The 20742-nt window shown below is 70.2% G+C and carries 23 protein-coding genes; 8 read left to right on the top strand and 15 right to left on the bottom strand.

Annotation, left to right across the window (positions count from 1 at the left end; translation table 11 throughout):
* Positions 1 to 75: 75 nt before the first annotated feature.
* A complete protein-coding gene (locus tag VFX99_RS05690; protein ID WP_329665345.1) occupies positions 76 to 1044 on the bottom strand; it encodes a permease prefix domain 1-containing protein in 969 nt (322 codons plus the stop codon).
* A 1-nt stretch (position 1045) separates the two neighbouring features.
* Entirely contained in the window at positions 1046 to 1381 is a 336-nt protein-coding gene (locus VFX99_RS05685; protein ID WP_329665344.1) for a PadR family transcriptional regulator, read from the bottom strand.
* A 71-nt stretch (positions 1382 to 1452) separates the two neighbouring features.
* Between VFX99_RS05685 and VFX99_RS05680 the strand changes: the two genes are divergently transcribed.
* Complete coding sequence (locus VFX99_RS05680; RefSeq protein ID WP_329665343.1) at positions 1453 to 2637, top strand: o-succinylbenzoate synthase; 1185 nt, start codon at positions 1453 to 1455, stop codon at positions 2635 to 2637.
* 12 nt (positions 2638 to 2649) lie between these two features.
* On the opposite strand, the gene VFX99_RS05675 is transcribed toward VFX99_RS05680, so the two are convergent.
* Entirely contained in the window at positions 2650 to 3294 is a 645-nt protein-coding gene (locus tag VFX99_RS05675; protein WP_329665342.1) for a helix-turn-helix domain-containing protein, read from the bottom strand.
* Positions 3295 to 3438: 144 nt separating this feature from the next.
* Between VFX99_RS05675 and VFX99_RS05670 the strand changes: the two genes are divergently transcribed.
* Together VFX99_RS05670 and VFX99_RS05665 are read left to right on the top strand one after the other, a co-directional pair.
* A complete protein-coding gene (locus VFX99_RS05670; RefSeq protein WP_329665341.1) occupies positions 3439 to 6339 on the top strand; it encodes an MMPL family transporter in 2901 nt (966 codons plus the stop codon).
* Positions 6336 to 8315: a YhgE/Pip family protein gene (locus VFX99_RS05665; RefSeq protein WP_329665340.1), complete on the top strand. Its 1980-nt coding sequence runs from the start codon at positions 6336 to 6338 to the stop codon at positions 8313 to 8315. The genes VFX99_RS05670 and VFX99_RS05665 overlap by 4 nt, the downstream gene beginning before the upstream one ends.
* A 184-nt stretch (positions 8316 to 8499) precedes the next feature.
* On the opposite strand, the gene ccsB is transcribed toward VFX99_RS05665, so the two are convergent.
* The 5 genes from ccsB to VFX99_RS05640 are packed head-to-tail and all read right to left on the bottom strand — an operon-like array spanning position 8500 to position 13436.
* On the bottom strand, positions 8500 to 9585 hold the full coding sequence (ccsB, locus tag VFX99_RS05660) for a c-type cytochrome biogenesis protein CcsB (protein ID WP_329665339.1): 1086 nt from the start codon (positions 9583 to 9585) through the stop codon (positions 8500 to 8502).
* Between the two features lie 9 nt (positions 9586 to 9594).
* Complete coding sequence (gene resB / locus VFX99_RS05655) at positions 9595 to 11358, bottom strand: cytochrome c biogenesis protein ResB (RefSeq protein WP_329665338.1); 1764 nt, start codon at positions 11356 to 11358, stop codon at positions 9595 to 9597.
* Positions 11339 to 12205 carry a cytochrome c biogenesis CcdA family protein gene (locus VFX99_RS05650; RefSeq protein ID WP_329665337.1) on the bottom strand — a complete coding sequence of 289 codons (867 nt, stop codon included), beginning with the start codon at positions 12203 to 12205 and terminating at the stop codon, positions 11339 to 11341. The genes resB and VFX99_RS05650 overlap by 20 nt, the downstream gene beginning before the upstream one ends.
* Positions 12202 to 12807: a TlpA disulfide reductase family protein gene (locus tag VFX99_RS05645; RefSeq protein WP_329665336.1), complete on the bottom strand. Its 606-nt coding sequence runs from the start codon at positions 12805 to 12807 to the stop codon at positions 12202 to 12204. The genes VFX99_RS05650 and VFX99_RS05645 overlap by 4 nt, the downstream gene beginning before the upstream one ends.
* A complete protein-coding gene (locus VFX99_RS05640) occupies positions 12807 to 13436 on the bottom strand; it encodes a histidine phosphatase family protein (RefSeq protein ID WP_329665335.1) in 630 nt (209 codons plus the stop codon). Before VFX99_RS05640 ends, VFX99_RS05645 begins: the two co-directional genes overlap by 1 nt.
* Positions 13437 to 13517: 81 nt before the next feature.
* Between VFX99_RS05640 and VFX99_RS05635 the strand changes: the two genes are divergently transcribed.
* Positions 13518 to 14351, top strand: a complete 834-nt coding sequence (locus tag VFX99_RS05635) for an AraC family transcriptional regulator (protein WP_329665334.1) — start codon at positions 13518 to 13520, stop codon at positions 14349 to 14351.
* Positions 14352 to 14496: 145 nt separating this feature from the next.
* On the opposite strand, the gene VFX99_RS05630 is transcribed toward VFX99_RS05635, so the two are convergent.
* Together VFX99_RS05630 and VFX99_RS05625 are read right to left on the bottom strand one after the other, a co-directional pair.
* Positions 14497 to 15042, bottom strand: a complete 546-nt coding sequence (locus VFX99_RS05630) for a DUF4287 domain-containing protein (protein WP_329665333.1) — start codon at positions 15040 to 15042, stop codon at positions 14497 to 14499.
* A gap of 58 nt (positions 15043 to 15100) precedes the next feature.
* Positions 15101 to 15508: a DUF6264 family protein gene (locus tag VFX99_RS05625; protein ID WP_329665332.1), complete on the bottom strand. Its 408-nt coding sequence runs from the start codon at positions 15506 to 15508 to the stop codon at positions 15101 to 15103.
* Between the two features lie 40 nt (positions 15509 to 15548).
* Here VFX99_RS05625 and aspS point away from each other — a divergent pair, with 40 nt between their 5' ends.
* Both aspS and VFX99_RS05615 read left to right on the top strand, forming a co-directional pair.
* Positions 15549 to 16901, top strand: coding sequence for an aspartate--tRNA(Asn) ligase (gene aspS / locus VFX99_RS05620; protein WP_329665331.1), 1353 nt, complete (start codon positions 15549 to 15551; stop codon positions 16899 to 16901).
* 13 nt (positions 16902 to 16914) lie between these two features.
* Positions 16915 to 17712 carry a tyrosine-protein phosphatase gene (locus tag VFX99_RS05615; protein ID WP_329665330.1) on the top strand — a complete coding sequence of 266 codons (798 nt, stop codon included), beginning with the start codon at positions 16915 to 16917 and terminating at the stop codon, positions 17710 to 17712.
* A 22-nt stretch (positions 17713 to 17734) separates the two neighbouring features.
* On the opposite strand, the gene VFX99_RS05610 is transcribed toward VFX99_RS05615, so the two are convergent.
* Together VFX99_RS05610 and VFX99_RS05605 are read right to left on the bottom strand one after the other, a co-directional pair.
* On the bottom strand, positions 17735 to 18013 hold the full coding sequence (locus tag VFX99_RS05610; RefSeq protein WP_329665329.1) for a glutaredoxin family protein: 279 nt from the start codon (positions 18011 to 18013) through the stop codon (positions 17735 to 17737).
* Positions 18014 to 18063: 50 nt separating this feature from the next.
* Positions 18064 to 18357: a rhodanese-like domain-containing protein gene (locus tag VFX99_RS05605; protein ID WP_329665328.1), complete on the bottom strand. Its 294-nt coding sequence runs from the start codon at positions 18355 to 18357 to the stop codon at positions 18064 to 18066.
* A gap of 99 nt (positions 18358 to 18456) precedes the next feature.
* Here VFX99_RS05605 and VFX99_RS05600 point away from each other — a divergent pair, with 99 nt between their 5' ends.
* Entirely contained in the window at positions 18457 to 18618 is a 162-nt protein-coding gene (locus tag VFX99_RS05600; RefSeq protein WP_329665327.1) for a hypothetical protein, read from the top strand.
* The gene (locus VFX99_RS05595; RefSeq protein ID WP_329665326.1) at positions 18615 to 19166 is read left to right on the top strand and encodes an AIM24 family protein; all 552 of its coding nucleotides are present in this window, start codon (positions 18615 to 18617) and stop codon (positions 19164 to 19166) included. The genes VFX99_RS05600 and VFX99_RS05595 overlap by 4 nt, the downstream gene beginning before the upstream one ends.
* A 71-nt stretch (positions 19167 to 19237) precedes the next feature.
* On the opposite strand, the gene VFX99_RS05590 is transcribed toward VFX99_RS05595, so the two are convergent.
* From VFX99_RS05590 to VFX99_RS05580, 3 genes are all read right to left on the bottom strand, one after another.
* Complete coding sequence (locus VFX99_RS05590) at positions 19238 to 19336, bottom strand: 30S ribosomal protein bS22 (protein ID WP_003792170.1); 99 nt, start codon at positions 19334 to 19336, stop codon at positions 19238 to 19240.
* Between the two features lie 139 nt (positions 19337 to 19475).
* The gene (locus VFX99_RS05585) at positions 19476 to 19667 is read right to left on the bottom strand and encodes a helix-turn-helix domain-containing protein (protein ID WP_329665325.1); all 192 of its coding nucleotides are present in this window, start codon (positions 19665 to 19667) and stop codon (positions 19476 to 19478) included.
* Between the two features lie 89 nt (positions 19668 to 19756).
* A complete protein-coding gene (locus tag VFX99_RS05580) occupies positions 19757 to 20689 on the bottom strand; it encodes a TetR/AcrR family transcriptional regulator (RefSeq protein WP_329665324.1) in 933 nt (310 codons plus the stop codon).
* Positions 20690 to 20742 lie beyond the last annotated feature (53 nt).

Genomic DNA, 20742 nt, shown 5'->3' with positions numbered 1-20742 from the left:
TAGAGCGAAGCGGATGCCGCGACCTCCGGCATCCGCTCGTTCCCGCTGCGGTCGTCGACCGAGGCGCCCAGCGAATCAGCGACGCGAGCGTGCTGCCTTGAGCGACGCGTCCACGATGTCCCACAGCGCGACGCCCGCGATGGCGAAGCCGGTGACGATGCCCACGATCGTGGCGACCTTCTCGCCTTCGTCGGGCACGAGCGTCGGGAAGTACTCCGGGTTCAGCAGCTGCCCCTGGGCCAGCAGGAAGATCGCGGGAACGGCCACGGCCAGCGCCAGCACCGCGTTCGCAACGGCGAGCCAGACCGTCCAGCGGCCGACGAGGTACACGACGACGGCGAGGATCGCCTCCAGCGCCATCAGCACGAACAGCCCCGCGATCCACCACGGCCACAGGCCCGGGTTGAGGAAGGACAGCGGCGCGTCATCGGCGGTGACGTACGCGGGGATGAACCCGATCGTGAGGTCCCAGATGATCGCGCCCGCGGCGATCGCCAGGAACACCAGCGTCCCGATCATGTCGGAGAAGCCGACACCGCGCGACGACGGCTCCGGCAGCTGGTCGACCGTCCACTCGGTGAGATTCTTGCCGACTCCGGCGCCCGAGCGCTCGACGATCACGAAGACGAGGGTCGTCCAGAACACCAGATGCACCACCACCGAGATGAGGGTGACGACGACGGTGCCGATCGTCTCGCCGATGCCGTCGCCGGCGAGCGTCTTGCCCAGGGCCACGCCGAACGCAGCGCACGCCGGGACGATCCACAGCAGCAGCTTGAGCAGCCGCCACCAATCCAGGTAGTAGCGCGGCCCGATGAGGTAGAGCGGCCGGTCGGTGTAGCCGGCGGCCAGCTTGTCGGGGTCGCCGAGCTCGGTGAGCACGGCGCGCTCCGCATCGCTGTGCGGTTCACCGTTCTCGACGCGCGCGTCGACCTGGTCGTCGATCGAGGCGCGCAGCTCGGTTCCGAGGTCGTCGCGCTGCTTCTCGGGCACCGTGCGCATCGCGGCGGCGACGTAGCGGTCGGTCAGGGTTGTCGCGGTCATTTCAGTCCTCCTGGGGCAGTGCGTCGATCGCCGCGGCGATCGAGTGGAAGTCGTCGGTGAGGGCGGCGGCGAGCCGGGAGCCCGCTGCGCTGGTGCGGTAGAACTTGCGGGGCCGCGCCTCGTCGGTGTTCCACTCGCTCGTGAGGTGTCCCTGCTTCTCCAGGCGGCGCAGCAGGGGGTACAGGGTGTTCGCGTCGGTCTCGAATCCGCGCGCGCTGAGCTCCTCGAGCAGTCCATAGCCGTAGCCCGGACGCTCGAGCAGTCGCAGGCAGGCCAGCACGGCTGTCCCGCGTCTCAGCTCCTGCAGGTGGGTGTCGAGTGCTTCGGTCTCGCTCATGGCTCACACTGTACTGTGTGCCGCACACCATAGTCAAGCACACATCGAAGTGTGAAGTCGATCCCGGGTGAATGCCTTCGGCGCTGGTGCACAACGTCGCTGAAACGGCGCTGGTGGCCGGATCGAGCCGCGACGCCGAGCGGGTGACGCATTCCGTCGGCACCGGATCGGCGACGTTGTGCACGGGGACGTTTCGTCTCGCCTTCGGCTCGCTCAACGACCGACGCCCGGCGAGGGGCCATGATGGAGCGGTGAGCAACGACGCCGCAGCACCCCTCCCCCCGCTCGCCGACCTGCTCGACACGGCGCGCGTGGTCGCCCTCCCTCTCGCGACCCGGTTCCGCGGCATCGACGTCCGCGAGGCGGTGCTGCTCGAAGGGCCTGAGGGATGGACGGAGTTCTCACCCTTCGTCGAGTACGACGACGCAGAGGCGTCGACCTGGCTCGCCGCGGCCCTCGACTTCGGCTGGGCGTCGCAGCCTGCATCGCTGCGAGATGCGATCCCCGTCAACGCGACCGTGCCGGCCGTGGACGCGGCATCCGTCGCCGGTGTGCTGGCGCGCTTCGACGGTTGCCGCACCGCCAAGGTGAAGGTCGCCGAGCCGGGTCAGCGACTCGCGGACGACGTCGCACGGGTGCGGGCAGTGCGCGACGCGATGGGACCGGAAGGGCGCATCCGCGTGGACGCGAACGGCGCATGGAACCTCGACGAGGCGGAGCACGCCATCCACGCGCTCGCCGAGTTCGATCTCGAGTACGTCGAGCAGCCGTGCGCCTGGATCGAGGAGCTCGCCGAGCTGCGACGCCGGGTGAAGTATCTCGGCATTCCCATCGCGGCCGACGAGAGCGTCCGCAAGGCGGACGACCCGATCGCCGTCGCGCGGGCGGGCGCCGCCGACATCCTCGTCATCAAGGCGCAGCCGCTCGGCGGCGTGCGGCGCGCTCTCCAGATCGTCGCCGAAGCGGGCCTCCCCGCCGTGGTGTCGAGCGCGCTGGAGACCTCGGTCGGGCTCGCGATGGGAGTCACGCTCGCCGCGGCGCTGCCCGACCTCGACTACGACTGCGGTCTGGGCACGGCGGCGCTGCTCACGGCGGATGCCGCCTCCCCCGCGCTTCTGCCGCGCGACGGGATGCTGCCCGTGGGTCGCGTGACGCCCGACGCGGCGCTCGTGGAGCAGTTCGCGGCATCCGAGGATCGGCACGAATGGTGGCGCGCCCGCATCGCCCGGTGCCATTCCGAGCTCGCCCGGAGCTGAGCAGAACCGGACTCAGTCCTCGGGCGCCTCGATGATCAGCTGCGCCACACGGGCGAGTTCCTCGCTTGTGCGCCGGCACAGCGCCTCGTAGTCCAAGCCGGCCATCGCAGCGCGCACCGCCTCGCTCTCCCACACCGTGAGCATCAGACGGGCGGCTTCATCGGCAGGAACGCGGAAGCGCAGCGTCTTCGCACGTCCGATGTCGGCGATGATCTGAGCCACGCTGTCGCGCATCTCGGCATCCTGCGCGAGATACGCCGCTCCCAGCTGCGGGTCGCGGAGCGCATGGATGCGGATCTCGCTCATGAGGAGGATGGCGAGCCGATCGTCGGCGGACACGTCAAGGATCTGCTGCACGATCGACAGGGCGTCGGTCGACGCGAGGGTCAGCGCCCCGTCGCGCTCGAGGTCGGCGACCCGATGCCGGACCGCATCGACGCGCGCTCGCGCGACCCGCCCGGCGAGCTCGAGGAACAGTTCGTCCTTCGAGTCGAAATTCGAGTAGAACGCGCCCCGCGTGAAGCCGGCGCGTTCGCAGATCGCCTCGACGGATGCGGCGTCCAGCCCCTCTTCGGCGAAGACCTGGGCGGCGGCATCCAGCAGTTTCTGGCGTGTAGCTTCGCGGCGGCGCGAGGTCACGGCGACGGTGTCGGTCATCCACCCTCCTTCTGGGCCGGTCGAGCTGGTCGAAACACACACGCGGTACTCAGGTTGGAGCCTACGCCGCGCCCTACGATACACTCATGTATCCGATACATCGCTGTATCCGCTCTGTCTGAATCCTGGTAGCCCGGAGGCGCTGTGTCCACTCTTCTGTACGCGCTCGGCCGATGGTCGTACCGGCATTCCTGGCGCGTCCTTCTCGCTTGGCTGCTGCTCCTCGGCATCGCCGGCGTCGGCGCCGTGACGCTCGGGCAGGGGACGGACAACTCGTTCTCGATCCCCGGCACCGAGTCGCAGGCGGGCATCGAGCAGCTCGGACGAACGTTCCCGCAGGCCAGCGGCACGAGCGCTCAGATGATCGTCGTCACGGCTGACAGCGCGTCCATCGAGGATGAGCCCTACTCAGCGGCGATCGCGGACACGATCGCCGAGCTCGAGGACCTCGATGGGATCCTCGCTGTCACCGATCCGTTCAACGAGATCGTGAACGGGCAGGTCTCGGACGACGGGGATGCCGCGATCGTCCGCATGCAGTTCGACGGTCAGTCCACGGACGTTCCGCCGGCCACCAAGACCGCCCTGCAGGACGTCGCGGCCGAACTGCGCGACGAACTCCCGGACGGGTCGGACGTCGCGCTCGGCGGCGACCTGTTCGCCCTCTCGGTGCCGGGCGTCACGATCACCGAGGCGGTCGGACTCCTGATCGCCCTGCTCGTGCTGATCGTCACGTTCCGCTCGTTCGTGATGGCCGGGCTGCCGCTGCTGACGGCGATCATCGGCGTCGGCCTGTCGATCGCGCTCATCTTCCTCTCCACCGCGTTCGCGAGCATCTCCTCGACGACACCGCTCCTGGCGCTCATGCTCGGGCTCGCGGTCGGCATCGACTACGCCCTGTTCATCGCCGCCCGACATCAGGACCAGGTGCGCGCCGGGGTGGATCCGGAGGAGTCGGCGGCGCGGGCGACCGGCACCGCCGGCTCGGCCGTCGTGTTCGCCGGCGTGACCGTGCTGATCGCCCTCGTCGGCCTGTCGTTCGCCGGCATCCCGTTCCTCACGACGATGGGAATCGCGGCCGCCGTCGCCGTCGCCATCGCCGTGCTCGTCGCCCTGACGCTCACGCCTGCGATGCTGGGCTTCCTCAAGGGCCGCGTCGCGGGGCGGCCGAAGCGCGAGACGCGGGCCTCCGCCCGTCGGGCCCTGCGGAGTGAGCCGGCCGGTCCGGGCCAGGACGCGGCACGAGCTGCGCCGGCCGCGGTGACGAAGCGCGGATTCGCCGCACGTTGGGTCGGCCTCGTGACGCGGCATCCGATCGTCACGACCGTTGCGGTCGTGCTCACCCTCGGCATCATGGCCATTCCCGCCGCGAGCCTGGCCCTCGCGCTGCCGAACGCGGGCATGCTGCCCGAGGAGAACGAGGCGCGGCAGAGCTACGACCTGGTCGCCGAGGAGTTCGGCCCGGGCTTCAACGGCCCCATCATCCTGACCGGCACGATCGTGACCTCGACCGATCCGGTCGGCTTGATGAACGACCTGGCCGACGACGTCGAGAGTCTTCCCGGCGTCGAGACGGTGGCCCTCGCGACGCCCAACGAGACCGCCGACACCGGCATCGTCCAGCTGGTGCCGACGACCGCGCCGGACGATCCGGCGACGGCGGAGCTCGTGCGCGAGCTGCGCGCGCAGCACGACCGCTGGCTCGACGAATACGGCATCGACGTGAAGGTCACCGGCTTCACCGCCGTCGCGATCGACATCTCCGACCAGCTCGGCCGCGCACTCATCCCCTTCGGCGTGTTCGTCGTCGGTCTGTCGCTCGTGCTGCTGACGATCGTGTTCCGCTCGATCGCTGTGCCCATCAAGGCCGCGCTGGGATACCTGCTCTCGGTCGCGGCGGCGTTCGGCGTCGTCGCGGCCGTCTTCGAGTGGGGATGGCTGGCCGAGGTCCTCCACGTCACCCGCACGGGCCCCATCATCAGCTTCATGCCCATCGTGCTGATGGGTGTGCTGTTCGGCCTGGCGATGGACTACGAGGTGTTCCTCGTCTCGCGGATGCGCGAGGACTACGTGCACGCGCGCAGAACCGGCGCCACCCGACACGAGGCGCGCACGATCGCGGTCGGCGCCGTGAAGTCGGGCTTCACGTCGTCGGCTCGCGTCGTCACCGCCGCCGCGCTCATCATGTTCGCGGTCTTCGCCGCGTTCGTGCCCGAGGGGGACGCATCGCTGAAGCCGATCGCCCTCGGCCTGGCCGTCGGCATCGTGATCGACGCATTCCTCGTGCGCATGACCCTGACTCCCGCGGTCATGGCGCTGCTGGGCGACCGTGCGTGGTGGCTGCCGAAGTGGCTCCAGCGCACGCTCCCCCACTTCGACATCGAGGGCGAGGCCGTCCAGCGCGAGCTGGCACTGACCGACTGGCCGGAGCCCGACACGACGGCCGCGGTCGTCGCAGAGGGCGTCGGCGTCTCCGCCGGCGACGTGCGGCTCGTCGACGACGCCGCCCTCCGGGTCGAGCCGGGGGACGCGCTCATCGTCACCGCATCCGATGCGCGCGGCCCGCGAGCGCTGCTGCTCGCCCTCGCCGGTCGCGCCGCTCTCGATGGACGAGCGCGCGTCGGCGGCCACCTGCTGCCCGGCCGTGAGGCCTGGGTGCGCGCGCACGTCGCCGTCGCCCTGCTCGACGGAGCGCCTCAACCCGTGCGGGATCTGCGCCGCGCTCTGAACGGGCGCCCTGCGATCCTCGTGATCGACGGCCTCGACGCCGTCATCGCCGGTGCCGCCCACGACCAGGCAGCCGCCGTGCTGCGGGATGCCGCGGCATCCAGTCCCGGTCTGACCGTACTCGCCGCCGCGGCCCATCCGGATGCCGCGCGCGCCCTGCTCGCGGACGCCGGGTGGCCCGCCGCCGCGGTGGTCGACGTCACGGTCGGGGCGAGCAGTCCCCCGTCTGCTGCATCTCCGCCCGCCATCGGGCCGTCATCCCCTCCGACAGACGTGCACGCACTCGTGCGGAGCGACCCCGAAGGAGTCGAAGCATGACCCTCCACATCGAGCGTGCCCGGTCGCGGCGCCCCATCACCTGGCTCACGCTGATCGGCGTGCTGCTGCTGCCGGTGCTGATCGGCGGCATCCTCGTAGCCGCGCTCTACAACCCCGCCGAGCGTCTCGACAACATGTCCGCCGCGATCGTGAACGAGGACGACCCCGTCACGATCGACGACCAGCTCGTGCCGCTCGGCCGCCAGCTGACCGCGGGCCTGGTCGAGGGTTCGGATGAGATCGCGAGCAACCTGGACTGGACGATCTCGAACGCCGAGGATGCGGCCGCAGGGCTCGCCGACGGCACGTACCAGGCGGTCGTGACGATCCCGGCGAACTTCTCCGCCGCGGCGACCTCCACCGCGCCGGGCGGCACGCCGGAGCAGGCGACCATCGAGGTGGCGACGCCGCCCGATTCGAAGGTCGTCGACGACGCGATCACCGCGCAGGTGACCTCCGCCGCGGCATCCATCCTGGGTCAGCAGCTGTCGCAGGTGTACCTCGAGAACGTCTTCCTCGGCTTCACCACCCTCGGCGACCAGCTCGGAGAGGCGGCATCGGGGGCGCACCGGCTCGCCGACGGCGCGACCGCGGCGGCCGACGGCGCGACCGCCTTGGCGGGCGGCACGGCTCAGCTCAGTGAGGGGGCGTCCGGCATCGCCGGCGGCGCGAACCAGCTCGGGAGCGGGCTGGACACGATCGCCGCCGGCATCCGTTCGGCATCGTCGGGTGCCACCCAGCTCGCCGACGGCGTGTACGGGGGCGCGAACACGATCGAAGCCGACGGGATCGTGCCGCAGCAGATCACCGACCTGGCGCGGCAGTCCGCCGATGCGACCGCCGGCGCAGCGGCGCTCTCGGGTGCAGTGGCCGCAGACGTGGGTGCGCTGGCGGCTCAGTGCTCCGCCGTCAGCACCGACACCGCGTTCTGCGACAGCCTCGCCGCTGCCGCCGCCGATGCGAGTACTGCCGCGCAGACCGCGGGCGGGGCCGCTCAGGCCGCCGGCGGAACCTCGTTCGCGCTCGACCAGTTCGCGGCCGCCGCTCCCGCAGAGTTCGCCGCCCGATTCCGCACCATCGCCGACAACGTGGGCGCACTCGCGGGCGGCCTCGACCAGCTCGCCGGAGGCACCGAGCAGTCCGCGACTGGCGCGCGCCAGCTCGGCTCCGGTGCGACTCAGCTCGCCGGGGGCATCGACGAAGCCGGCGTCGGGGCGACCACGCTCGCCGACGGCGTCGCGCAGCTCGCGAGCGGAACGACCACCCTGGCCGACGGTCTGGATCAGGCATCCACCGCTCTTCCGTCGTACACCGACGCCGACGCGACGAGCCTTGCCACGGTCGTCGCCGACCCGGTCGCCGCGGACGGTGTCGGCTCCACGCTGTTCGGTGCCTCTGCCGTCCCGTTGCTGGCGACCCTCGCCCTGTGGTTCGGGGGCCTGGGCACCTTCGTCGCGCTTCAGGCGGCATCCCGCCGGGCGCTGACCTCGCGCGCGCCGTCCGCGCTGCTTGCGCTGCGCGGGCTCGCCCCGGCCGCGGCGCTCGGCGCCGTGCAGGGACTGCTGGTCGCCGGCGTGGTGCAGCTTGCCGCGTCGTACGACTGGGGCCAGTGGTCGCTGTTCGCCGCGATGTGCGTGCTCGCGGGCGTCGCCTTCGCCACCGTGAACCAGGCGCTCGTCGCTGTGTTCGGCGGCGCGGGGCGGTGGCTCGCCGCACTCGTCGGCGTCCTCGCGGTCGCGACCGGTGTGGTCTCGACGGTACCGGGCGTCCTCTCGGAGGTCGCGTCTCTGCTGCCGACCGCCCCCGCCTACACCGGGATGCTGGCGGCACTGACGGATGCCGAGGGCCTCGGCGCCGGCATCGCGGGCCTGCTGATCTGGTCGCTGCTCGCATTCATCGCGACGACCCTCGCAGTGGCGCGGCGCCGCGTGGCGCGGTCGCGGGATCTGCTGGCCGCCTCGCCCGTGCCCGCCTAGCCCGGCGGCGCCTGAGCTCGGTCGCTGCGCAGGGGTGCTGTGGCGCATAACTCCTGCACGCCCGCAACGACCGCACCCGCCGACTCCGGATGGGTCAAGCTCGCCGAGGCAGGAGCCTCCGAGAATGCAGGAGTTGTGCGCCGCAGGAACACAACTCTCTCGCGCCCAACGAGACGCGTCGCAGCTAGCTCAGGCCGGAGTAGGCGTGCAGGCCCTTGAAGAACATGTTGACGATCGTGAAGTTGAACATCACGGCCGCGAAGCCGATGATCGACAGCCACGCCGAGCGTGAGCCGCGCCAGCCGCGCGTCGCGCGGGCGTGGATGTATCCGGCGTAGAGCACCCAGATGACGAAGGTCCAGACTTCCTTTGTGTCGAAGCCCCAGTACCGGCCCCAGGCGTCGTTGGCCCAGATCGAGCCGGCGATGAGCGTGAACGTCCAGAAGATGAAGCCCAGGATCGCGAAGCGGTACGCGATCGACTCGAGCGCGTCGCTTCCGGGGAGGGTCTTCAGGAACCGGGGGCCGGTTCCCTTGGCCGAGACGACGCCGGTTCCGGCATCCGTCAACGCGACGGTCTTGCGCTCTCGCCGAGCCTGCATCAGCTGCAGGACCGACAGGCCGAACGCGAGCGCGAAGAGGGCGGTCGCGAGCGACGCGACGAACACGTGGATGACGAGCCAGACGCTCTTGAGGGGGTCCATCAGCGGCGTGATCTCGACGTAGAACGCGAGGGCCGCCCCGCCGAGCAGCAGCACGACGAGCCCCGTGATGAACGAGCCCAGGAAGCGCAGGTCGTAGCGGATGAGCGACGCGAGGTACACGGCGACGATCAGCATCGTGCCCGTCAGCGCGAACTCGTACATGTTCGACCAGGGCACACGCCCGGCGGCGATGCCGCGCGTGACGTCGCCGGCGACGTGGAAGAGGAAGCCGAGCACGGTCAGCGAGGTGCCGATCCGCGCCCACACCATCCGTGGCCGGTCGCCTGGGCGTGCCTCGAACGCGACTTCGGCAGCCCGCTCCTGATCGCGCAACCGGGTGGTCGCGTCGGTGCCTGCCGACGCGGCGGCGGATGCCGGGACCGACGCCCCGGCAGCGCTCACCGAGACGAGCTCGCGCTCCCGGTTGCGGGCGTCCTGAGCCTCCGCCGCGCGGGCCCCGCGACGGGCCAGATCGACCGCGTACGCGATGAATGCGAGCGCGTAGATCGCGATCGCGGTCCAGACGAGCAGCACGGAGACCGAGTCGAGCGTGAGGGTGCCGGGCATGCTCTCAGTCTACGCAGGGCTCGAGGAGCCGGACGGTGTGACCTGCTCGCGCAGCAGGGGCGCGAGCGACTCGGCGTGACGCTCGACGAAGCGGTCGAGGGCGGGGCCGATCGTCGGGTCCTCGCCTCGCGCCAGGCCGGCGTATTCGAGCCGCAGCGTGTGGCCGTCCGGTGTCGCTTTCACCCACAGCCGGCGGCGCGGCACGAACAGCGCGGCGAGCAGGCCGAGCACCGCCAGCACCGCGAAACCCAGTACCCAGGTCGCCGCGGCATCCCGGTGGATCGAGAGCGAGACGAAGCGCTTGACGGACTGGTCGTACCCCTCGGCGGCCGCGGGCGCCTCGTTCTCGAACGTGATCGTGCCGTAGCCGTCCGGAAGGTCGGCGGACTGCCCCGGCGCCAACTCGATGGACTCAATGTCGATGGCGCGCCCGGTGAGCTGCGTCATGTCGGAGGTGTCCAGGGTGTAGACCGAGCGCGGCGTCCCGTCGTCGATCCCGAGGTCGCCCGCATAGACGTCGAGCGTCATCACCGGGTTCACCAGGGCCGGGTACGCCGAGGCGAACGCTCCGGTCGTCAGCGGCGCCTGGGTCGGATAGAAGAAGCCCACCAGACCCAGCTGCTCGGGCAGCCCATCGGGCACCTTGACCACGCCGAGCGAGGTCAGCTTGTCGTCCTGCGGGAGGAACGGCACGGACTCCGAGAACACGATCGTGCCCTCGGCATCGCGGATCGTGATCGTCGGGGCGTACCCGTTGCCCATCAGGTAGATGCGGTCCCCGGCCATCTCGAGCGGGTGGTTCACCCGCACCTCGCCCTGCGCCGGCTCCTCGCCTGCGAGCTGCGTGGTCAGGTGGGCGATGAAGTCGCCCGCCTGACCTGCGCCCTGGGTGCCCGACGGCTGGTAGGTGACGCTGAACTCGTCGAGGGTGAGCGAGTACGGCGTGAGCCGGTCCTCGTCCACGAATCGGCCCGGGTTGAAGGAGGTGTAGTCGAGCATCGTGTTGACGAAGGTGCCGCCCTCGATGATGACGCCCTGACCCGTGTAGGTGTACCCGCCGCCGACGCCCACCGCGACCAGCACGCCGATGAGCGCGGTGTGGAAGACGAGGTTCCCGGTCTCACGCACATAGCCGCGCTCGGCCGACACCGACAGCGTGCCGCCGACGTCGTAGCGCTCCACGCGATAGCCGCCCCGCCGCAGCTGGTCCGCTGCGACGTCGATCGCGGATGCCGCGGCGGCGTCGGCGGTCGCGCTCGGCGAGCCGGCCGGCGCCGAGGCGTCCGGGGCGACATCGATGACCGACGACCGGAAGTCGGCGAGACGCTCGAGGCGGGCAGGCGTCCGCGGCGGGCGCGCGCGCAGCGCCTTCCAGTGATGTCGCGTGCGGGGGATGACACAGCCGATGAGCGAGATGAACAGCAGGATGTAGATCGACGAGAACCAGATCGAGGTGTACACGTCGAACAGCTGCAGGTTGTCGAGCACCGGGGCGAGGTCGGGGTTGTCCGCGTAGTACTGCGTAACGCCATTGGGGTCGGCGCTGCGCTGTGGCACGATCGAGCCCGGCACTGCGGCGATCGCGAGCAGAAGAAGCAGCACCAGGGCGGTGCGCATGCTGGTCAGCTGCCGCCATCCCCACCGCAGCCATCCGCCGACGCCGAGGGCCGGCTGATTCACATCGGTCGCCACCGCCGAGTCGGCGTGGTCCGCGGGCCGCAGCGTCCCCTCGGCGGGCTCGCGGGGGTCCCGGTCAGAGCGGGAGCGGGACATTCAGGAACACCCCCTGCAGCTGAGCCATCAGCGCGGTCCAGACGCCCGACACCATGAGTATGCCGAGAAGCACGAGCAGGACCCCGCCCACGATGTTGACGACGCGGATGTGGCGCCTGAGAAAACCGACCGACCGCGTGGCCCACCCGAACCCGAGGGTGAGGAGGATGAACGGGATGCCGAGGCCCAGCGAATACGCCAGGCCGAGCAGACCGGCCCGCACGGGATCGCCGAAGTTCCACGACATCGCGAGGATCGCGCCCAGTGTGGGTCCGATGCAGGGGGCCCAGCCGATGCCGAGCGCGAGCCCCAGCAGCGGAGCTCCGATCAGGCCGACGTTACCTCTCACCTGCGGCTTGAACGTGCGCTGCGCGAATCCGAACAACCCGATGAAGACGAGGCCGAGCAGGATCACGACCACGCCCATTACGCGCGTGATCGGATCGGCGTACTCGAGGAAGAACCGGCCGACTGTGCCGCCCAGGATGTTGACGGCCATGAACACGACCGTGAACCCCGCGATGAACAGCAGCACACCGACCAGAAGCCGCCCGCGAGACGGCTCGGTGTCCACCGCCGTCGCCGCGGGTGCGGCATCCGCTCGTCTGTCCGTGCCGAATGTCGGAGAATCGGGCGAAGGTCGGAGCGAACCAGCAGAATCCTCCGACTTGGGCCCGTTTCGCCGACCCTCCGGCTCCCGCGGCGCGACTGCGCCGCCGATGAATCCCAGATAGCCGGGAACGAGCGGCAGCACGCACGGTGAGAGGAAGGAGACCAGGCCCGCCAGCACCGCGATCGGCAGCGCGAGCCACAGCGCGCCGTCGGCGACGATGGCGCCAGGGTTCACGGCGACTCCGCGAGCGAGTCGCGCACGAGCGCCGTGAGGATCGAGGCGTCCGGAAGCTGGCCGATGATGCGTGCGGCGACGCGGCCTTCCGCGTCGAGGACGAGCGTGGTCGGCGTCGCCTGGATGGGGGTCTTCTCTGCGAACGCGAGCTTGATCGCCGGCGTCTCGGACGCGATCGCACTCGGGTAGGTCACGCCGTACGTCTCGGCGAAGGCCGCGGCCGCCTCGGCGGAGTCGATCGTGTTGATGCCCAGGAACGCGACATCCTCGCCCGCGAACTCGGCGTGCGCCTTCTCGAGGTCGGCCGCCTCGGCGCGGCACGGGCCGCACGCGGCGTACCAGAAGTTCACGACCAGCACGTCGCCGGCATAGTCCGCGCTGGAGACGTCCGTCCCGGACTCGGTGCTCGCTGCGAACTCCACGGGTTCGCCGCGCTCGTCGGCCGGGATCTCGACCACTCGGAAGTCGCCCGCGATGTACCCCTTGTTGTCGCCCGCGCGGTACTGCTCGGCCAGCGGATCGTTCGCGCAGGCGGCGAGCGAGAAGACGAGGACCCCGGCGAGCGCGACCGCAGCAGCGCGAACGGTGCGGATGCCGCGCATCACACGGCCCCCACGTCCACGGCCCCGGCCGTCGAAGCGGGTTCCGCGTAGTCGGTCTCGCGCCACACGTCCCCGACGAGCTCGAAGCTCGTCACGCTCGACAGGGCGCACCGCCGGCGACGCGGATCGTGCCGCGTGGGCAGGCCCGCGACCGCGAGGTGGGTGACCCAGATGGGCAGCTGATGGCTGACGATGACGACGTCGCCCGACTCGGTGCGGGTCCAGACGTCCCTCATCGCCTCTTCCATGCGGGCCACGATCCGCGCGTAGGGCTCGCCCCAGCTCGGGATCTCGGGCCGGGCCAGGTACCGCCAGTTCGCCGGATTGGCCATCGCCCGGCTCATGCGCTTGCCCTCGAAGACGTTCGTCGGCTCGATCACGCGCTCGTCGATCACCGGATCCATGCCGAGCAGCTCGGTGAACGGCTCCGCCGACTCGCGCGTGCGCTGGAGCGGCGAGGCGACGAGTCCGCCGATGGCACGGCCGAGGCCGTGGACGTACGTGGCGGACTGCCGGGCCATCCGCCGGCCGTCGGCGCTCAGGCCGTACCCGGGAAGCCGCCCGTAGAGGATGCGGCGGGGGTTGTGGACCTCTCCGTGGCGCACGAGATGAAGGCGGTCGGCGGTCACGTGACCAGTCTACGTGGGCGTCTTTGTGGAGTCGCCGAGACGCCGCAGCCCTGCCGGGCGCGACCGCGCTACCGTGACGGGGTGATCTACGAGGAGCGTCCCGCGCCACCGGGACTCGAGGGGATCGTGTCGAGACTGCGGATGCTCGAGACGACTCCGCTGCGGAGGTTCGAGAAGATCCTGCCGCTGCCGTCGGTCCACGTCATCGTCAACCTGTCGGCACCGTATCGGCTGTTCGACCGCCAGGGCGCCGCGACGCTCGTCTCCGATGCGTTCGTGTCCGGCATCCAGTCGGAGTACCTCGTGATCGAGTCGCCCGCGACCATCCGCCACGTCGCCGCGGAGCTGTTGCCGGCGAGCCTGCCGATGGTGACGGATGCCGCGCCGGCGGCCGTGGCGGGACGCGTGCAGGACGCCCGCCGACTGTGGACGGGGGTCGACGGGCTCGTGGCGGGCATCCGTGCGGCGCCGTCGCCGGATGCCGCCCTGTCGGCGTTCGCCCACTTCCTCCGGGCGAAGCGCACGGGGCGCGGCACCGACGCGGTCGTCGATCGCACGATCTCCGCCATCCAAGCCGACCCGGCGCAGCCGATGGGCGACCTCGCCGTGCTCGGTGGGGTATCGCACCGCACGCTGATCGCGCGGTTCCGTGCGGCCACCGGTCTGACGCCGAAGGCATACGCCCAGATCTGGCGCTTCCACACGTTCGTGACCGCTGTGCGCGACGGATCACCCGCGCCGGACTGGGCGGGGCTGGCCGCGGCATCCGGCTTCTACGATCAGCCGCACGTGATCCGCGCGTTCCGGCGCTTCACGGGCTGGACGCCCGCGGACTACCACCGGCGCGTCATCGAGTTCGGGCCGGAGGCCGCGAGCTTCGTCCCGCTAGACGAGCTGCCCGTTCCGGGTGGGTGAGCGGTCGCGCCTCGAGGGTCGGTGCGTGCACAATGTCGTCGAACCGGGATCGGCGCGCGCGGCGACTGGCGGGATCTCGCGGCGGACGGCCCCTGGCGACGCGGGATCAGCGACGTTGTGCACGCGTTGCGGCGGAGCCGCCCCGTCAGGCCTCCTCGTAGGCCTCGTGCAGCCAGCCGATGAGCTCGGCGTCGATCTCGTCCGCCGACGTGACGTCCACGCGGTGCGTGCACATGCCGCCCGCGACGCGCAGCCGTTCGGTCGCGGCGGCGGAGCGGAGGTTGAGCCCGAGCTGCAGCCGGGTCGCACTGGGTGCCTCGATCAGCGCGAACTGCTTCGTGCGCCGCAGGGACACGCTGGTCTTCTTCGGTGCGACCTCCACATCGCCGCCGAACGCGGTGACCTCGGCCACCAGACGCTCGTAGAGCGGCCGGAGGGCCGCCTTGCGGCCCGCGTACTGGGCGTCGACCAGGTCATCGCCGGTCGTCGCCAGGCCCCGCGAGAGCGCACGCGCCGCGATGAGATTCGCGAATCCGTGCGAGACGCCGTACTCGTTCTTCAGGTGCGAGAGGATCTGGCCGTGTTTCTCGAAGCCCGCTGAATCGACGACGGCGAACCACTCGTCCAGCCCTCGCCCCGTCTTGGCGGGCAGGTTGTCGATCATCGTCTGCGTCGCGGCATCCACGTCCATGGGTGGCACGCTATCCGGTCGACCACTCGCGCGGATTGTACGTTCTTGACCCCGCGCGTCAGCCGGTCGGAACGCCGGCCGCGGCGATCCAGGCGCCGACGAACCAGGAGGCGATCACCAGGGGTGATGCCGCGAGGGGGACCCAGAACGCGATGCGGCGCTTGACCAGCAGCACGATCGCGACCACCGCGGCCGCGATCAGCACGACCCACGGGAGGCTGACCGCGACGAGCACCCCGAGCCCGATGAGCTCGGTGTTGCACTGGGTCACCGCGCCGCACGGGTCGGAGGCCATCACGAGGAAGAACCCGAAGAGCGAGACGAAGAACGTCAGGATGCCGAGCAGCACGAGCAGGACGATCGTGACGACGATGTCCCAGACGATCGGAGGTCGCTTCGCGGGCATCCCGGGCGCGGCCCACTGCGCGGGCGGGGGCGGCGAGTAGGGCGGCGGCGTGGTCGTCACGCGCTCATCCTAGAGTTCGCGGCCCGTAGACTGTCCCCTCGTGAATGAACGCGTTCTGGTCAAGCAGCTGCAGTCCCTTCCCGACGGTCCGGTCTCGGTCTCGGGGTGGGTCGAGACCGTCCGCGATCAGAAGAAGGTGCAGTTCGTCATCCTGCGCGATGAGACGGGCGCGGTGCAGCTCGTCAACCCCGCGACGCGCCCCGCTGCGGAGCCCGTCGAAGGCGCCGAGGCTCAGGATGCCGATGCCCTGGCTCTGACCGACACGATCTCGGCGCTGACCACCGGCACGTTCCTGACCGTGAACGGTCAGCTGAAGCACGACGAGCGCGTCAAGCTCGGTGGGGTCGAGATCAAGATCGGCGACCTCGACATCGCCGCCGCGGCCCTGCCCGAGACGCCCATCGCGGCCGACAGTGCGCAGGACAAGCGCATGGACTGGCGCTTCCTCGACCTGCGCCAGCGTCGCAACAACCTGATCTTCCGCGTGCAGACCACCCTCGAGCACGCGATGCGCACGTGGTGGATCGACCGCGACTTCATCGAGATCCACTCCCCCAAGCTGATGTCCTCCGCTTCGGAGTCGAACGCGGAGCTGTTCGCCCTCGAGTACTTCGGCGAGCAGACCGCGTACCTCGCGCAGAGCCCCCAGTTCTTCAAGCAGATGGCGCAGTCCGCCGGCTTCGGCAAGATCTTCGAGATCGGCGACGTGTACCGCGCCGACCCGAGCTTCACGAGCCGTCACGCGACGGAGTTCACGAGCATCGACGCCGAGATCAGCTGGATCGACTCGCACGAGGACGTCGCCCGCATGCAGGAGGAGCTGCTCGCGTTCGCGATCGGCGCAGTCGCCGACAAGCACGGAGCAGAGATCGAGGAGCTGTTCGGCGTCACCGTGACGGCCCCGGCGGTGCCCTTCCCGCGCATCCCGCTGGCCGAGGCGCGCGAGATCGTCGCCGCGCGCGGCTACGAGATCCCCCGCACCGACGGAGATCTCGACCCCGAGGGCGAGCGCCAGATCTCTGCCCACGTGAAGGAGGCGTTCGGGCACGAATTCGTGTTCATCACCGACTACCCGCACGAGATCCGCGCTTTCTACCACATGCGCGACGATGAGACCGGGCTGACGAAGAGCTACGACCTGCTCTACAACGGCGTCGAGATCACGACCGGCGCACAGCGTGAGCATCGCGTCGACATCCTCGTCGAGCAGGCGAAGCAGAAGGGCCTGGAGCCCGAGCACCTCGACTTCTATTTCGATTTCTTCCGCTACGGCGTCCCGCCCCACGGCGGATTCGGCATGGGACTGGCGCGCGTGCTGATGCTCATGCTCGGCGAGTCTTCGATCCGCGAGGTCACGTACCTGTTCCGCGGTCCCACCCGACTCGCCCCCTGACCCGGGCGCGGGCGTGGCCTCCCTCGACGGTTCGTTCAACTTCCGCGACACCGGCGGCACTCCCCTGGCAGCCGGCGGCGTCACGCTCGCAGGCGTGCTTTATCGGTCCGACGCACTCAGCGGACTGACCCCGACGGGGGTGGAGCAGCTGGCCGCGACCGACATCCGCGTGGTCGTCGATCTGCGCACGCCGATCGAGCTGCAGATGGCACCCGACCGGCTGCCGGTCGCGCCGGCCATGCGGGTGGTCGAGCTCGCGCTGCCCGAGGGTGCGCTCATCGGGCTGGCACAGGAGGCCATGCAGGCCGGCGATGCGGCGGCCGCTGCCACCGCTGTGCAGCGGGCTCTCCTCGAGCTGCCGAGCCTGGGGGCGTCGTACGTCTCGATGCTCGCGCACGGCGCCGCCGCGTTCGCGCGACTTGCCCGGCTGATCGCAGCTCCCGCCGACGGGTCGCCGGGCGGGTCGGCCGTGCTCGTGCACTGCACGGCGGGCAAGGACCGCACCGGCGTGGCGATCGCGCTGCTGCTGGACGCGGTGGGCGCAGACCGCTCGGCGGTCATCGCCGACTACGCGTCATCCGAGGCGAACCTCGCCGGAGCGTGGGCCGACGGCATGTTCGCCATGATCGCGATGCTGGGTGTTCCGCGTACCCCGGCGCTGGAGGAGCTGATGGCGGGCACGCCCGCTGCGGCGATCAACGAGGCGCTCACATGGGTGGATCGTGAGCACGGCGGCTCCGCCGGCTACCTCCGCTCCGGCGGGCTGACAGCGGAAGAGCTCGCCGCCCTGCGCGCCCGCCTCACCGACTGAGCGGATGTCGCGGCAGACCGCGTCAGGACGCGACGGCGGAATCCGCCGAGGACGACTTCGCGGCCTCGAGCGCTACGCGCAGTCGGTCGGGTGAGACGCGCCAGTGCGCGTGCAGCTCGCCGTCGATGAGCACGACCGGGATCTTCTCCCACCAGAGTTCGTAAAGGGCGGGGTCGTCGAGGATCGAGACCTCATCGACGACGATGTCGCCCGGCGCCTTCGCGACGACCATCTCCACGATCTCGTGCGCCACGTCGCAGAGGTGGCAGTCGGGCTTGCCGATGAGGGTGATCGTGGTCACGATCTCATCCTAGGCACGCCCGCAGACAGGGGGACGCGCGGCATCCGACGTCAGCGCTCGACCGGGAATCCTGCCGCGACCCACTCGCCGGTGCCGCCGTCGACGTTCGTCACGTCGTAGCCGCGGGCCGACAGCGCGTCGACAACGCGCGCCGACCGGCCGCCGACCTGGCAGATCACGTCGAACGGCTCGTCGGGCAGCTGATCGAGGTGGTCGCCGAGCGTCGACATCGGCAGGTTGACCGCTCCGGGAACGTGGCCGTTCGCGAACTCGTCCACTTCGCGGACATCGATGAGGGGCGTTCCGGATCGCTCGCGCAGCTGCTGGACGGTGATCGACTTCATGCATCCATTCTCACCGACCCGCGGGCCACGCCTTCGCCGGAACGAACAGCCGCAGCCGTTTCCTCGCGCGAACCTCCGGCGCGCCGCTAGGTTGTCGACATGAAATCCGTGGTGATCGGAACGACCATGCCCATCCTCGAGCTGACCCTGGACTCGGGCGAGGCGGTGGTGGCCGAGGGCGGCGACGTCTCGTGGCTCTCCCCCGGCTTCCGCATGGAACCTCCACGGTCCACGCGTCGGGCGGGCAGGGCGGCTTCATGAGCGGACTGAAGCGCGTGCTCGGCGGCGCGCAGCTCTTCCTGACCGAGTACACCGCGTCCTTCGACGGCGCACTGCTCGCATTCGCGGCACAGCTTCCGGGGACGATCCTCGAGATGACGATCGATCCGGCCGACGCGTACATGATCCAGTCGGGCTCGTACGTCGCCAGCACGCAGCACGTGGAAGTCTCGGTGGCGCTGCAGAAGAAGCTCGGCGCGGGCATCTTCGGCGGCGCCGGCGTGATCTTCCAGAAGCTCGCCGGCAACGGCACAGCGTGGGTCCAGCTCGCCGGCGAGCTGGTCCAGTACGACCTTCCCGCAGGTCGGTCCCTGCTCGTGCACCCGGGCCACCTCGCGATGTACACCGCCGGCATGGAACTCGACTTCGCCACCGTGAAGGGCATCAAGAACAAGTTCTTCGGCGACTCGCTGTTCCTGGCCGAGCTGCACGGTCCCGGACACGTGTGGCTGCAATCCATGACGCCGGCGAAGCTGGCCGCCGCGATCGAGCCGTACCTCCCGGACAAGAGCTCGAACGACAACTCCTGACCGGCGCCTGCCGCGGCGCGGGCACCAGAAAGCGCCGACCCCGATGACGGGACCGGCGCTTGTCGATGCCGCTACTTCTTGTTGCGACGCTGGTGACGAGTCTTGCGAAGCAGCTTGCGGTGCTTCTTCTTCGCCATGCGCTTGCGGCGCTTCTTGATGACTGAACCCACGGAAAACCTCACTAGATTGGGGTCTGGACGACCGACGCAGGCATGCGACAACCGCCCGGGAACGGGCAAGAATGTATGAGCCTGAGGTCAGTCTATCAGGCGGCACCCGACCGTCTGACAGCAGGGTCGGCGTCCCGGATCAGCCTGCGTCGGAGATCGGGCGCTGAAGAGCCTCGGTCACCGCGGACTCGGGCACACGATAGCTGCGTCCGAAGCGCACGGCGGGCAGTTCGCCGGCGTGGACGAGGCGGTACACGGTCATCTTCGACACGCGCATGATGTCGGCGACCTCGGCGACCGTCAGGAAGCGCACATCAGGCAACTCAGCCATGACCTTCCTTCCCCAGAATCGTGCTGATCACACTCTATGGGGTTGGTGCGACGCGTGTAAACCGGTGTGACTCATGGGAACCGGATGGTTCACGCCGTCGGATGATGACGCGCGAGGCGGTCGCGCGCGTCGCGCGCGGCGAGCCGCTCGAGCTTGAGAGCATCGCGCAGCTCCTTCTGCGCATCGCGCACGGCCTTGCGCGCCTCCCGGTACTTCTTGTCGCCCACGATGTCGCCGTCGTCGAGCTCGGCCCACGGCGCCATGCCCGATCGCTTGCCACCTGCGGCGAGGGCATCCAGGTACGCCGAGATGCCGTCGAGGATCCGCTCGAACGCGAACATGAACGGGTCGGCCTCCGACAGGAACACCCCGGCGTCGATCGCCTGCCGCAGCGCCGGGAACTCCTCGGCGCTGATCAGCGCGTCGAAAGTCGCCGCCTCGCTCGCGGTGATCTCCTCCGGCGTCCGTCCGGTCACGCGTGCGACGTTCGAGTAGGCGGCCAGTACTGTGCCGTACCAGCGGACGTGTCCCGTCACCATGAGGCTGACCGCGAGCCGCTCCTCCTCGGTGAGGGCGGTGTCGCGAAGCGCGTCGAGGGTGACATCCAGCCACGCGGAGCTGTTGGGCGTGGTGGGCGACCCGGTGATCGGGATGTCGAGCATCCATGGGTGGCGCAGGTAGATCTCCAGCTGCGCGCGGAAGATCGCCCACAGGCGAGCCCGCCAGCCCTCGACCTCGCGCACCGACGCGGGTGGCAGCCCGGTGGCGTCCTCCTGCATCAGCAGCGTCAGGTCGTCCTTCGCGCTGACGTATCGATACAGCGACATCGGGGTGTAGCCCAGTCGGGCCGCGACAGCGGCCATCGAGACGGCGCCCAGGCCCTCGGCATCCGCCAGTTCCACGGCGGCCTCGACGATCTTCTCGACGCTCATCTCGCGCTTGGGCCCGCGCTGCGGGTCGGCGGCCACCCCCCAGGCGAGGGCGACGCCGCGTGGCAGTTCGAGGTCAGCTTGTCCGGCCATGGCGCTTCCCTTCGGTCTCCTTCAGTCTAGGACTGTTTATTGCGTAAACAGTC

Origin of the sequence: Microbacterium sp. (genome assembly GCF_036277215.1) — a bacterium.
Classification (GTDB): Bacteria; Actinomycetota; Actinomycetes; order Actinomycetales; family Microbacteriaceae; genus Microbacterium.
Note: the sequence above shows the minus strand (reverse complement) of the source record. Positions and strands in the feature narration are given on the sequence as shown.